Source organism: Williamsia muralis, from assembly GCF_051487485.1.
Lineage (GTDB): Bacteria > Actinomycetota > Actinomycetes > Mycobacteriales > Mycobacteriaceae > Williamsia > Williamsia muralis_B.
Map to the genome: position 1 here is coordinate 107,669 of NZ_JAHVCV010000003.1, position 13,603 is coordinate 121,271.

Genomic DNA, 13,603 nt, shown 5'->3' on the forward strand with positions numbered 1-13,603 from the left:
ATTGGCCGGTGACCGAATCGTCCCAGCACTCCGACAGCACTCCCGAAGCCCTGCCCAAGACCTGGGACCCGGGCGTACACGAGGGACGGCTGTACCGGAACTGGGTAGAGGCCGGATACTTCACCGCGGACCCGTCCAGCGACAAGCCGCCGTTCTCCATCGTCTTGCCGCCACCGAACGTGACGGGTTCGCTGCACATGGGGCACGCCCTCGACCACGTCCTGATGGACGCCATGTGCCGCCGTCGGCGGATGCAGGGGTACGAGGTGCTCTGGCTTCCGGGCATGGACCATGCCGGTATCGCGACGCAGACCCTGGTCGAGCGTCAGCTGACGGGGCAGGGCATCGACAAGAACGACATCGGGCGCGACGAGTTCATCGACCGGGTGTGGAAGTGGAAGGCCGAATCCGGCGGCGCGATCGGTGCCCAGATGCGCAGCCTCGGCGACGGCGTCGACTGGAGCCGTGAACGCTTCACCATGGACGACGGACTGTCCCGGGCCGTGCAGACCGTGTTCAAGAAGATGTTCGACGAGGGATTGATCTACCGCGCCGAGCGACTTGTGAACTGGTCGCCCGTGTTGCAGACCGCGATCAGCGACATCGAGGTGAAGTACTCCGACGTCGAAGGCGAGCTCGTCAGCTTCAGGTACGGCTCCCTCGACGACAACGAACCCCACATCGTCGTTGCGACCACGCGAATGGAGACCATGCTCGGTGACACCGCGATCGCGGTGCATCCGGACGACGAGCGTTACAAACATCTGGTCGGCACCGAACTGGACCACCCATTTGTCGATCGCCGCATCCCGGTTGTCGCGGACGATTATGTCGATCCCGAATTCGGAAGTGGCGCAGTCAAGATCACGCCCGCGCATGACCCGAACGACTTTGCACTCGGGGCCCGACACAACCTGCCGATGCCGACGATGATGGACGAGTCGGGTCGAGTCGCGGGTACCGGAACGCAATTCGATGGCCTCGATCGCGCCGAGGCACGGGTCAAGGTCCGTGAGGTGCTGGCCGAACAGGGCCGCATCGTCAAGGAGGTGCGCCCGTATCTGCACAGCGTCGGTCACTCCGAACGAAGCGGCGAACCGATCGAGCCACGTCTGAGCATGCAGTGGTGGGTGCGGGTGGAGTCGTTGGCCAAGGCAGCCGGCGACGCGGTACGCAACGGCGACACCGTGATCCACCCTGCCTCGCTCGAACCGCGCTGGTTCGCATGGGTTGATGACATGCACGACTGGTGCATCTCGCGCCAGCTGTGGTGGGGGCATCGGATCCCGGTCTGGTACGGCCCGGACGGCGACATGGTGTGCGTGGGCCCGGGGGAGTCGGCGCCCGAAGGGTACGTGCAGGACAACGACGTCCTCGACACCTGGTTCTCGTCCGGATTGTGGCCCTTCTCCACGATGGGGTGGCCTGAGGAGAGCGCCGAGCTGGCCAAGTTCTATCCCACGTCCGTCCTGGTCACCGGGTACGACATCCTGTTCTTCTGGGTCGCCCGGATGATGATGTTCGGTACGTACGTCGCCGGGGCCATCAGCGAGCAGATCGGTGCGGACGCTCCGGTCCCGTTCCGGAACGTCTTCTTGCACGGCCTCGTTCGCGATGAGCACGGCAGCAAGATGTCGAAGTCGAAGGGCAACGGGATCGACCCGCTGGACTGGGTGAACCAGTACGGCGCCGATGCGCTGCGGTTCACACTCGCGCGAGGCGCGAACCCCGGCGGCGACCTGTCCGTCGGCGACGATCTCGCGCAGTCCTCGCGCAATTTCGCCACCAAGTTGTTCAACGCCACCAAGTTCGCGTTGATGAACGGGGCGAAGGTCGGGGAGCTGCCGCCGCGCGCAGATCTGACCGACGCAGATCGATGGATTCTCGGGCGGCTCGACGAGGTTCATGCCGAGGCGGACGCGGGTTTCGAGGCCTACGAGTTCTCCAAGGCCTGCGAGGCGCTGTACCACTTCGCCTGGGACGAGGTGTGCGACTGGTACCTCGAGCTGGCCAAGGTGCAATTCGCTCGCGAAGACGAAACCGTCTCGGCCACAACAAAGATCGTCCTCGGAACCGTGCTCGATTCGCTGCTGCGAATGCTGCATCCGGTGATGCCGTTCGTCACCGAGGTTCTGTGGCAGACCTTGACCGGCGGCGAATCCGTGGTCATTGCCGACTGGCCCACCACATCTGGTGAGCCGGTCGATCGCGACGCACATCACCGCATCGAGGACACCCAGCGATTGATCACCGAGATCCGCCGGTTCCGTAGCGATCAGGGACTCAAGCCGTCGCAGCGAGTCTCCGCCGAACTGATCGGACTCGAGGCCGCTGACCTCGTCGCACAGCGCGACTACATCGACTCACTGGCACGACTGACCAGAGCCGAGCCGGGCTTCGCGGCGACGGCGACCATCGAGGTGCGCCTGCGGGCGACGACGGTCACGGTGCAGATCGACACCTCCGGCACGATCGATGTGGCTGCGGAGAAGCGTCGTCTGGAGAAGGAGTTGGCCGCAGCGGAGAAAGAGCTGGCCACCACGACCGCAAAGCTGGCCAACGAGCAGTTCATGGCCAAGGCGCCCGACAATGTGAAGGCGAAGATCCAGACCCGGGCGCAGGTGGCCGAAGAAGAGATCGTCCGCATCAAGGCCAAACTGGCCGAACTGGATTCGCGGTCGTGACGGGCCCCCAGGTACCGACCGCGGAGGACCTCGCCGAACTCGGTGAGGTGGAGGCGCAGCTCGACACCCGCTGGCCCGAGACGAAGATCGAACCGAGCTTGGCCAGGATCTCCGCTCTGATGGATCTGCTGGGGTCGCCGCAACACGGCTATCCGGCGATCCACGTGGCCGGCACGAACGGCAAGACCTCGGTCACCAGGATGATCGACGCGCTGCTCACCGCTCTGCATCGGCGTACCGGCCGGATCACCAGCCCGCACCTGCAGTTGGCCACCGAACGCATCTCCATCGATGGGGAGCCGATCTCACCGCGTGTCTACGTCGACACCTACCGAGAACTCGAGCCCTACATCGACATGATCGACGATCGGTCACTCGCGGCCGACGGGCCACGGATGAGCAAGTTCGAGGTCCTCACTGCGATGGCCTACACGGCCTTCGCCGAGGCGCCGGTGGATGTGGCGGTGGTCGAGACAGGCATGGGTGGCCGGTGGGATGCCACCAACGTGATCAACGCTTCGGTGGCCGTGATCACCCCGATCGCGATGGACCACAGCGACTATCTGGGTGACACCCTCACGGCCATCGCGGGGGAAAAGGCCGGGATCATCAAGAAGGCCCCGGATGCCCTGGTGCCGACCGACCCGGTGACGGTGCTCGCCGTCCAGCAGCCGGAGGTGGCCGACGTGCTCCTGCGCGCCGCGGTCGAGGCCGACAACTTCGTGGCCCGTGAGGGCTCGGAGTTCGCAGTGCTCGAACGCCGGACCGCGGTGGGCGGACAGATGCTCACGCTGCAGGGCCTGGGCGGCGAATACACCGAACTGTTCCTGCCTCTGCATGGCGCCCATCAGGCGTCCAACGCGGCGCTCGCACTCGCGGCGGTCGAGGCCTTCTTCGGCGCCGGTGCCGACCGGCAACTCGACATCGAGGCGGTGCGCGCCGGCTTCGCTGCGGTCACCAGTCCCGGACGGTTGGAGCGGGTGCGTTCGGCGCCGACTGTCTTCCTTGACGCGGCGCACAACCCGCACGGTGCCGCTGCGTTGGCGGCCGCGTTGGACGAGGAGTTCGATTTCCGGCGGCTGATCGGCGTCATCAGTGTGATGGCGGACAAGGACGTCGCAGGATTGCTCACCGCATTCGAGCCGGTCTTCGACGCCATCGTGCTCACCCACAACGGATCCCCGCGGGCGATGGATCCGGAACAACTGGCCGACGTGGCCATCACGATCTTCGGCGAGGATCGGGTTCAGGTTCGCGGCTTCCTGCCCGATGCGGTCGAGGCCGCCATCGAACTGGCCGAGGAGAACCTCGACGAGGCCGAGGGCATGTCGGGAACCGGCGTGGTGATCACCGGCTCGGTGGTGACTGCGGGCGCCGCTCGCACCCTCTTCGGCAAGGATCCGGCATGAGCCCTCAAAACCCTGACCCGCCAGCGCGATTCACGCCGCCGACGGTTGATCCGTGGCGTGGTCTACGGGGTGTGATGGCCGGAACGCTGATCCTGGAAGCAATAGTGGTGATGCTGGCCTTTCCGATCGTCGTCCGGGTCGGCGGCGGACTGACGGCGTGGTCGGCTGTGTATCTCGGTGTGCTGACGCTCGCTCTCATCCTGGGTTCCGGGCTGCAGGGCAGGAGCTGGGCGCTTCCGTATGACCTTGCGCTGCAAGTGATCACCGTGGCCGGGTGGATCGTCCACTGGTCCATCGGAGCCGTCGGCGTGGTGTTCCTGCTGGTGTGGTTGTACATCGCCTACATCAAGCGGGACGTTCGTCTTCGAATGGAACGCGGCTTGCTGAACGGGCAAGAGCCGATCACCGACTGAGGCAGGTCAAATCGTGTTGTCCGGTAACGATTTTTGTTGTTGCCGGAACGTGACCTGAAAACTCGCATTTCGGGTTCCGTGGAGCCATCGACGCTGACAAGATCGCACACACACGTAACCGTCGAAAGGCCCATCTTTTATGTCTCGTCTCGCATCCGTTCCTGCCGTACTCGCAGCCGGCGCCGCCTGCATCGTCGCGGGGACTGCACTCGGTGCGGGCTCGGCATCGGCCGTCGCGGGCCCACCTATGCCGGTGGGTGGCAGTCAGTTCAGTTACACCGCGACGCATGCTCTGACTCAGCGGGCCGCAGACATGGACCTGCCGGAGTTCGTGGCGTCGCTCCCGGTGCCCGCCGAGTACAAGCCGGCGAACCTGGCACTGGCCGCACGTTTCGACGTCGCGGTACAAGAGGCGCTTGCGTCGCCGGGCGGCTGCATCCAGGTGGTCATCGATCCGGCGCCCACCACGGGTGGCGTGTTCAGCTACGGGTTCTTCGGAGTCGACGGCGCGTACTGCCAGCCGTAGGGCAGTGCCGTCGACCGGCGGGCTAGGCTGACCGGGTGACTGAACGGACTCTGGTACTCATCAAGCCCGACGGTGTGAAGCGCGGCCTGGTCGGCGACATCATCGGCCGCATCGAGCGCAAGGGCTTGACCCTGGTGGCTCTGGAACTCAAGACCGTCAGCGACGACGTCGCTGCGGGACACTACGCGGAGCACGAGGGCAAGCCCTTCTATCCTTCGCTGCTCGAATTCATCACGTCAGGCCCCCTGGTCGCGGCAGTGCTCGAGGGCCCGCGCGCCGTGGCTGCCTTCCGGCAGATCGCCGGCGGAACCGATCCGGTGGAGAAGGCCGTACCCGGGACGATCCGTGGCGACTATGCGCTGAGCACCCAGTTCAATCTTGTACACGGGTCGGACTCGCCCGATTCGGCCGAGCGCGAAATCGGTCTCTGGTTCCCTGACCTCGGCTGATCGGACTCGCTGTCGGCCTGTGCGCCGGCGATGTCGGAGGTCTGGACCGCCGGGCCACAGTTGTGTGGGATACTGACAGAGGTTGTCGAGCCCTCGCGGGCGCCGACTGCCAGATGATCAGCTCGGGTGCTCGGTCCCCACTCATGTGGTTTTCACATGGCGTGGTGTGGACATCGTGGCGCTCGACATCAGTCAGTCATCACGCCAGGCATCGCCGGTGAACGCGGGGTCATCCCGCCGACATAGGGCGAAGCGAGACCTACAATCCCGGCGCAGTCCGGGTAAATAGCACAGCCCTCGCGTGGCCGCGTTTATCCGCGCCCGGGGGCTTGAGGAGAATACGTGGCCGACACGCAGTCGCCGGACGAACTGAACAGCACAGGTTCGGCGCAAGAATTTCCGCACAAACTACGAGTGCACGCGCTGGCCAGAATTCTTGGCCTCAGTAGCCGCGAGGTGCTCGCGCATCTGGCTGAGCTGGGTATCGCGGCTCGCAGCCCACAGTCGAGCATCGTGCGCAGTACCGCCATCGCGGTACGCGACCGAATCAATCCGCCACCCGCCGACGAGTCGGTGGAGGGCGACGACGCCATCACCGCCGGTGCCGACGCGCCGCCGGCCGACCCGCAGTCGGCCGACGTGCCGGTCGAGGCCGAGCAGTCGGCGGAGTCGACTGCGCCTGTCGCCGAGCCGGCACCAGAGAATGTCTCCCCGCCCCAGGATGCCGAGGGCGCTGCGGCGGCAACTACACCCAGTGAAGATGCGCCGGCCGAGGCCGAGCCCGCTGACAAGGCACCGGAGTCGGCGCCACTCGAGAGGTCGATCCCCAGTCTTTTCTCCGCGGTGGAAGAGGAGCAGCCTCGGCACACGCCGACAACCTCTGCCGGGGCCGGGGCAGGATCGCCGTTGTTCCTGTCGGCAGAACAATCAGCTCCCATCCCGAAGGACACCAACGACTCGGTCGACGCTGACGCCGACACCGATACCGACGATTCGGACGACGAGAGCGAGTCGGGTTCGCGGAAACGGCGTCGCGGTCGTCGTGGTCGCGGTCGTGGACGCGGTGACCAGGCGGGCGGTGACTTCGGCGACGACGATTCGGACACCGACGCCACCGATTCGGGCGGAGAGTCGGCTCGGGAAACCCAAGACGGCTCCTCGGCAGACTCCGACGACGCCTCCGACACCGACGACGAAGCCGCGAAGCCCGAGACGAAATCGGGGAACAGGCGAAAGCGGAGCAGGCCGAAGAAGGCCCGGCCCGACTCCGAAGGCGACAACGAACAGGGTGCAGACAGCTCGCCGTCCGATGCCCCCGCCGACGAAACCGCCGGTGGCGATGACGACGACTCCGACCAGTCGGCCGAATCGGACTCCTCGGACTCCGATGATCAGGACGACTCGGGCGACGGCACCTCGGCAAATCGCAGACGTCGTCGCAGGCGTCGCCGCAAAGGCGGAGAGGGCGACGAACCGCTGCCTGCCGACGACCCGCCCAACACGGTGGTGCACGAACGCGAGCCACGGAACAAGTCGCGCGGCCGTGATGAGGTGCAAGGCATCTCCGGGTCCACCCGTCTCGAGGCCAAGCGCCAGCGCCGCCGGGACGGCCGCGACGCGGGACGGCGTCGTCCGCCCATCCTGAGTGAGTCGGAATTCCTGGCCCGCCGCGAAGCGGTCGACCGGGTGATGGTTGTGCGCGAACGCTCAGGTGTGGCCGCAACGGTCACTCATGGAGATACGCACTCCGACGGCAACGCCGATTCTTCGAACCAGCAGACTCGCGACTACACACAGGTCGCGGTGCTGGAAGACGGCGTCCTGGTCGAGCACTTCGTGACCACGTCCAACTCCTCGTCGATGGTGGGCAACATCTACCTCGGTCGGGTGCAGAATGTCCTGCCCGGTATGGAAGCTGCCTTCGTCGACATCGGGCGGGGACGCAACGGCGTCCTCTACGCCGGTGAGGTGAACTGGGACGCAGCCGGTCTCGATGGCGGATCACGCAAGATCGAACAGGCCCTGCGTCCCGGTGACCAGGTCTTGGTCCAGGTCAGCAAGGACCCCGTCGGGCACAAGGGTGCCCGTCTCACCACGCAGATCTCCCTGGCCGGCCGGTACCTGGTGTACGTGCCGGGCGGCGGTTCCACCGGGATCAGCCGAAAGCTCCCCGACACCGAGCGCAAACGCCTCAAGCAGATCCTCGGCAAGATCGTTCCCGACGACGCCGGTGTGATCATCCGCACGGCGTCCGAAGGTGTCTCGGCCGAAGAGCTGACGGCCGACATCGAACGTCTGCAACAGCAGTGGGAAACCATCAACGCGGCCACCTCGGCGGCCGGTAGCTCGAAATCCGGTGCGCCGCAGACGTTATACGAAGAGCCGGACCTTCTCGTGAAGGTGGTCCGTGACCTCTTCAACGAAGACTTCAAGAAGCTCATCGTCGAGGGCAACGGTGCCTGGAACCAGGTGGAGAACTACGTCCGTGGCGTCGCACCCGACCTGCTCGACCGCACCGAGCGCTTCGAGAAGGCCCACGCCGATGCGCCGGACGTGTTCGACGTGCACCGGATCGACGAGCAGCTGGCAAAGGCATTGGACCGCAAGGTGTGGTTGCCCTCCGGCGGAACGCTGATCATCGAGCACACCGAGGCGATGACCGTCGTCGACGTGAACACCGGCAAGTTCACCGGCTCGGGTGGAAACCTCGAAGAGACGGTGACCCGCAACAACCTCGAGGCTGCCGAAGAGATCGTCCGGCAGATGAGGTTGCGCGACATCGGCGGCATGATTGTCGTCGACTTCATCGACATGGTCCTCGAATCGAATCGTGACCTGGTCTTGCGCAGGCTCACCGAGGCACTGGGCCGCGATCGCACGCGCCATCAGGTGTCCGAGGTGACGTCGCTCGGCTTGGTGCAGATGACGCGAAAGCGCCTCGGAACCGGTTTGCTCGAAGCATTCTCGACCACCTGCACCTGCTGTAACGGTCGCGGCATCGTCGTGCACGCAAACCCGGTCGAGATCTCGTCCGGCGATGATCAGGCGGGCCGCGGAGACAACACCAAGCGGGCGCGGCGCAACCGTCGCAGTGGCAAAGCGGATCAGCCTGCAGCTGTCGAGAGCAAACCGGCTGCCCACAGTCCCGCCGAGCACCCGATGTTCCGGGCGATGGCCAGCCACACCCCCGATTCCGAGACACCCGAAACCGAGACCGATTTCGAGGTCACGGAGACGGGTTCGGAGGAGCCCGGCAACGATGCTGCCCGCAACGTGACCGACACGGAGGACACCACGTCCACGGTGTCCGCGTCTGCGGCCGTCGAGGACACGGCTGCAGGGTCGGCGAAGGTTCACGGTGATCCCGCTCCGGCCATCACGTCATCGGACGCAGACCGGTCGGCGTCGGTTGCCTCCAAGAGATCCCAGAAGTCCGAGAAATTCCAGAAGCCCGAGAAGTCCGGAACATCCGAGACCACGACCCCTGTGGACGACACGGCGCACAGCCCGGCAACCCCGGCGTCCGGCGACACGCAGCAGAGCACCGCTGATGAACCCGGACAAACGCCGCCGAGTGCCCCGCCGAAACGGCGACGCGCAGTGCGGCGCAAGCCGGCGGCTCCCACCACGGCAACCGATCCCGCTGTCATCGCCGAGGTCATCGCCTCGCCGGTGACCACCTCGGGCCCGGTCGGCACCTCCACGTCCACCGAGCCGGCTGTGGCGGTACGACGCACGCCGCGACGGCGCGCAGCCGGGCGACCTGCAGGTCCGCCGGTGGAGGAGTGAGGATCGCTGGTCGTACCGGGTCAGTTTGACCCGGCCCGCCACACTCCCGTAACCTGGATCAGTCGCCATTCGGCGGACGGATTGCGCTGTGCTCGGAAAGACGGCGCCCGGCCGGATCGGCAACGGGCAAGAGCCCGAACAACACACGACAGACAGTAAGAGGTAGCTCTCCGATGGCAACGTACGCGATCGTCAAGACCGGCGGTAAGCAGTACAAGGTCGCTGAAGGCGATCTGGTGAAGGTCGAGAAGATCGACAGTGAACTCGGCGCGACCGTCTCACTTCCCGTGACGCTTGTCGTCGACGGTGCAGATCTGACCACGGACGCCGACAAGTTGGCGAAGATCTCGGTGACCGGTGAGGTCGTCGAGCACGTCAAGGGTCCCAAGATCCGCATCCACAAGTTCAAGAACAAGACCGGCTACCACAAGCGTCAGGGTCACCGTCAGAAGTTGACGGTCCTCAAGGTCACCGGCATCAAGTAAGCACGCCCCCACACTTTTCAGGAGAACTGTCATGGCACATAAGAAGGGTGCATCCAGCTCGCGCAACGGGCGCGACTCGAATGCTCAGCGACTCGGTGTGAAGCGCTTCGGCGGCCAGCAGGTGAGCGCCGGTGAGATCCTGGTCCGCCAGCGCGGCACACACTTTCACCCCGGCGTGAATGTCGGACGTGGCGGCGACGACACGCTGTTCGCTCTGGCTCCCGGTGCTGTGCTGTTCGGCAGCAAGCGTGGCCGCAAGACCGTGAACATCGTTCCGGAGCCTGCGCAGGCCTGATCCGGCGCAATGCAATCCAGCTCCTAAGGGGCGGGCAGGATCACCAGATCCCGCCCGCCCCTTAGAAAATTCCAAACTCTCTCACAGGTGGTTCCATGTCCAGATTTGTTGACCGCGTGACGATTCACGCAACGGCGGGCAACGGTGGTCATGGCTGCTCATCGGTGCACCGCGAGAAGTTCAAACCCCTCGGCGGACCCGACGGCGGCAACGGTGGCAACGGTGGCGATGTCACCCTCGTGGTCGACCCGCAGGTTCACACCCTGCTCGACTTCCACTTCCATCCGCACGCGAAGGCCGGTAACGGCCGGCCCGGTGCGGGTGCCAACCGTGACGGCGCAAACGGGGAACCACTGGTGCTCCCTGTCCCTGACGGCACCATGGTGCTCGACCGCGACGGCCGGCTCCTGGCCGACATGGTCGGTGCGGGAACCACTTTCGCTGCAGCGTCCGGTGGACGCGGTGGTCTCGGCAACGCCTCGCTGGCGTCCAAGGCGCGTAAGGCGCCGGGCTTCGCTCTGCTGGGGGAGGAAGGCGAGGTCCGCGAACTCGTCCTCGAACTCAAATCCGTCGCCGATGTCGGCCTCGTGGGTTTCCCGTCGGCAGGCAAATCGTCACTCGTCTCGGTGCTCTCGGCGGCCAAGCCGAAGATCGCCGATTATCCTTTCACCACTCTCCAGCCGAACCTCGGTGTTGTGAACAGCGGTTCGGACATCTTCACCGTCGCGGACGTACCCGGGCTGATTCCGGGAGCGTCTGCCGGCCGCGGTCTGGGGTTGGAGTTCCTACGTCACCTCGAACGCTGTGCAGTGCTTGCGCACGTGGTCGATTGCGCCACTCTCGAGCCCGGTCGGGACCCGGTGTCGGACATCGATGCGCTGGAGGCCGAGTTGGCCGCCTATCAACCCGCCCTGCAGGCAGACACCGGTCTCGGACATCTCGCCGACCGCCCTCGCGTGGTCATCCTGAACAAGACCGACGTGCCCGATGCGGCCGAACTGGCCGAGATGGTCACCCCTGAACTGCAAGAACGTGGCTGGCCCGTGTACGCGATCTCCGCCGTCTCCCACAAGGGCCTCAAGGAACTCACCTACGCGCTGGCCGACATGGTGCGCCAGTACCGCATCGACCATCCGAAACCGGTTGCCAGGCGCCCGGTGATCCGCCCCATCGCCACCGACGACAACGGTTTCTCGGTAATCGCCGATCCCGATCAACCCGGTGGTTTCATCGTGCGCGGTACGCGGCCGGAGCGCTGGATCAAGCAGACGCAGTTCGAGAACGACGAAGCAGTCGGATATCTCGCCGATCGACTCAACCGGCTCGGTGTCGAGGCGGAACTGGTCAAGCAAGGCGCCGAGCCCGGCTGCCCGGTCACCATCGGTGACGTGTCCTTCGAGTGGGAACCGCAGACGCCTGTCGCGGAGGATTTCCCCATGAGCGGTCGCGGCACCGATATCCGTCTGGATCGGCCGGAGCGTATCGGCGCCTCCGAGCGCAAGATCGCACGACGGCTGCGGCGCGGCCTCGATGTGGATGCCGAGGATCCGGACGAACGTGGCTAGTGTTACCCGGCAACAGATTTCGGGAGCCCGCAGTGTTGTGGTGAAGATCGGCTCCTCGGCTCTGACCGAGTTGGCGACCGGCCTGGACTCAGGTCGTCTCGATGCTCTTGCCGACGCGATCGAAGCGCGGATGCAGGCCGGGTCCGACGTCATCGTGGTGTCGTCCGGCGCAATCGGAGCGGGTATCGCGCCGTTGGGTCTCAAGAGCCGGCCGAAGGATCTGGCCACCAAGCAGGCTGCGGCCAGCGTCGGTCAGCTGGCCCTCGCGCACGCGTGGAACACGTCGTTCGCCCGATACGGTCGCACCGTCGGACAAGTTCTGCTGACGGCCCACGACATCTCGCTGCGAGCACACCACGCCAATGCGCAGCGCACCCTCGATCGATTGCGGTCTCTCGGCGCGGTCGCGATCGTCAACGAGAACGACACCGTGGCAACCAACGAGATCCGCTTCGGCGACAACGATCGGCTCGCGGCTCTGGTCGCCCACCTGGCAGGCGCCGATGCGCTGATCCTTCTGTCCGATGTCGACGGCCTCTACGACGGGGATCCCCGTAAGGGCAACGCCTCCATGATCTCTGAGGTCGACGGCCCCGAGGACCTCGACGGTGTGATCGCCGGCACCGGTGGCGCCCTGGGAACCGGCGGCATGGCATCGAAGTTGTCGGCTGCCCGCCTCGCCGCGGATGCCGGGTTGCCGGTGCTGCTGGCAGCGGCGGCCGACGCTGCCGCAGCGTTGACCGATGCCTCGGTCGGCACTGCGTTTGCGCCTCGACCCCAACGACTTTCGGCGCGCAAGTTCTGGGTGCGGCACGCCGCAGAAGCCAGTGGACGTCTGGTGCTCGACGATGGGGCGGTGCAGGCGGTTGCCACCGCCCGCCGATCGCTGCTGTCGGCAGGTATCACCGCGGTGTCGGGCCGGTTCTACGGTGGCGATGTGGTCGATCTGACGGATCAGTCCGGCCACACGATGGCCAGGGGAGTCGTGGCGTACGACGCCGGCGAGGTGGCCCAGATGGTGGGCAAGTCGAAGGCCGATCTGCCCCCGGATCTACGACGGCCGGTGGTTCACGCCGACGATCTTGTCGCGGTCTGACTCCAGCCACCCGGTCAGCACCTCCGAGCACGAACCGTCGATCTTCATGGTCGCGCACTCGTCGCCGCGGGTGTGTCCGCGGTTGACGATTGCGATCGGTTTGCCGGTACGTCTGGCGTGCCGAACGAATCTCAGCCCACTCATCACCGTCAGGGATGACCCCAGGACGAGTACCGCATCGGCGTCATCAACCATGGAATAGCCCTGCTGCACAACCGTTTTAGGGACGCTTTCGCCGAAGTAGACGATGTCTGGTTTGAGTATTCCACCGCAGTCCGGACAGTCGAGCATCGCGAAGTCGGTGGTGTCCTCGACAACCACATCGGCGTCGGGGGCCACCTCGATGGCGCCGCGGCCGCGAATCCTGCTGACGAACTCGGCGTTTGCCGGCTCCAGGAGTTCGGCAAGCCGGTGCCGGGAGACCCGGTGTTCGCAGTCGAGGCAACGAACACGCCCGTAGCTGCCGTGGAGTTCGAGCACGGCGCGGTTGCCGGCCTTGAGGTGGAGCATGTCGACGTTCTGAGTGATCACGCCGCTCACCTTGCCCTGGCGTTCCAAGGCGGCGAGGGCGCGGTGGCCCGCGTTGGGAACTGCCGCGTCCATGTGGCGCCAGCCGAGGTGATTACGTGCCCAGTAGTGCCGGCGGAAGTCGCTCGAACTCAAGAACATCTCGATGGTCATCGGTGTCCGTGGGGGAGTTCCGGGACTGCGGTAGTCCGGTATCCCTGAATCGGTCGACATGCCGGCCCCGGTCAGCGCGAGCACACGACGTCCCTGGAGCAACTGTGCCAGCTCGTCGATCCGATGGGGCAGATCGGGGTCCGGTGCGGTGGGCTGGGCCGGTGTCCAGCGGATGGGGCGGGTTCGCACCTCGTCCAGAATACCCCGACCG

Annotated in this window: 11 protein-coding genes; 10 read left to right on the plus strand and 1 reads right to left on the minus strand. The window is 65.7% G+C overall.

Going from position 1 to position 13,603, the window contains the following annotated elements; genetic code table 11:
* The first annotated feature begins 8 nt into the window (after positions 1-8).
* The 10 genes from KXR83_RS08870 to proB all read left to right on the plus strand — a co-directional run bounded on the left by KXR83_RS08870 (position 9) and on the right by proB (position 12,711).
* Positions 9-2,684 carry a valine--tRNA ligase gene (locus KXR83_RS08870; protein WP_437424543.1) on the plus strand — a complete coding sequence of 892 codons (2,676 nt, stop codon included), beginning with the start codon at positions 9-11 and terminating at the stop codon, positions 2,682-2,684.
* On the plus strand, positions 2,681-4,093 hold the full coding sequence (folC, locus tag KXR83_RS08875) for a bifunctional tetrahydrofolate synthase/dihydrofolate synthase (protein WP_437424544.1): 1,413 nt from the start codon (positions 2,681-2,683) through the stop codon (positions 4,091-4,093). The genes KXR83_RS08870 and folC overlap by 4 nt, the downstream gene beginning before the upstream one ends.
* A complete protein-coding gene (locus KXR83_RS08880; RefSeq protein WP_030163723.1) occupies positions 4,090-4,506 on the plus strand; it encodes a DUF4233 domain-containing protein in 417 nt (138 codons plus the stop codon). Before folC ends, KXR83_RS08880 begins: the two co-directional genes overlap by 4 nt.
* Before the next feature lie 139 nt (positions 4,507-4,645).
* Complete coding sequence (locus tag KXR83_RS08885; protein WP_023960389.1) at positions 4,646-5,032, plus strand: hypothetical protein; 387 nt, start codon at positions 4,646-4,648, stop codon at positions 5,030-5,032.
* 35 nt (positions 5,033-5,067) lie between these two features.
* Positions 5,068-5,481 (plus strand): nucleoside-diphosphate kinase, encoded by a 414-nt coding sequence (ndk, locus tag KXR83_RS08890; protein ID WP_030163720.1) that lies wholly within the window; start codon positions 5,068-5,070, stop codon positions 5,479-5,481.
* A gap of 342 nt (positions 5,482-5,823) precedes the next feature.
* Positions 5,824-9,270 carry an Rne/Rng family ribonuclease gene (locus KXR83_RS08895; RefSeq protein ID WP_437424545.1) on the plus strand — a complete coding sequence of 1,149 codons (3,447 nt, stop codon included), beginning with the start codon at positions 5,824-5,826 and terminating at the stop codon, positions 9,268-9,270.
* Between the two features lie 173 nt (positions 9,271-9,443).
* Positions 9,444-9,755: a 50S ribosomal protein L21 gene (gene rplU / locus KXR83_RS08900; RefSeq protein ID WP_023960383.1), complete on the plus strand. Its 312-nt coding sequence runs from the start codon at positions 9,444-9,446 to the stop codon at positions 9,753-9,755.
* Positions 9,756-9,786: 31 nt separating this feature from the next.
* Positions 9,787-10,050 (plus strand): 50S ribosomal protein L27, encoded by a 264-nt coding sequence (rpmA, locus tag KXR83_RS08905; protein ID WP_437424546.1) that lies wholly within the window; start codon positions 9,787-9,789, stop codon positions 10,048-10,050.
* A gap of 95 nt (positions 10,051-10,145) precedes the next feature.
* Positions 10,146-11,615: a GTPase ObgE gene (gene obgE / locus KXR83_RS08910; protein WP_437424547.1), complete on the plus strand. Its 1,470-nt coding sequence runs from the start codon at positions 10,146-10,148 to the stop codon at positions 11,613-11,615.
* On the plus strand, positions 11,608-12,711 hold the full coding sequence (proB, locus tag KXR83_RS08915; protein WP_437424548.1) for a glutamate 5-kinase: 1,104 nt from the start codon (positions 11,608-11,610) through the stop codon (positions 12,709-12,711). The genes obgE and proB overlap by 8 nt, the downstream gene beginning before the upstream one ends.
* Here proB and KXR83_RS08920 read toward each other — a convergent pair.
* On the minus strand, positions 12,667-13,581 hold the full coding sequence (locus tag KXR83_RS08920; RefSeq protein WP_437424549.1) for a Sir2 family NAD-dependent protein deacetylase: 915 nt from the start codon (positions 13,579-13,581) through the stop codon (positions 12,667-12,669). The genes proB and KXR83_RS08920 overlap by 45 nt on opposite strands.
* Positions 13,582-13,603: the final 22 nt, after the last annotated feature.

Bases quoted from the DNA above. Each gene is read 5' to 3' on its own strand.
- rplU (WP_023960383.1), top strand. From the start codon at position 9,444: ATGGCAACGTACGCGATCGTCAAGACCGGCGGTAAGCAGTACAAGGTC.
- rpmA (WP_437424546.1), top strand. From the start codon at position 9,787: ATGGCACATAAGAAGGGTGCATCCAGCTCGCGCAACGGGCGCGACTCG.
- KXR83_RS08880 (WP_030163723.1), top strand. From the start codon at position 4,090: ATGAGCCCTCAAAACCCTGACCCGCCAGCGCGATTCACGCCGCCGACG.
- obgE (WP_437424547.1), top strand. From the start codon at position 10,146: ATGTCCAGATTTGTTGACCGCGTGACGATTCACGCAACGGCGGGCAAC.
- KXR83_RS08885 (WP_023960389.1), top strand. From the start codon at position 4,646: ATGTCTCGTCTCGCATCCGTTCCTGCCGTACTCGCAGCCGGCGCCGCC.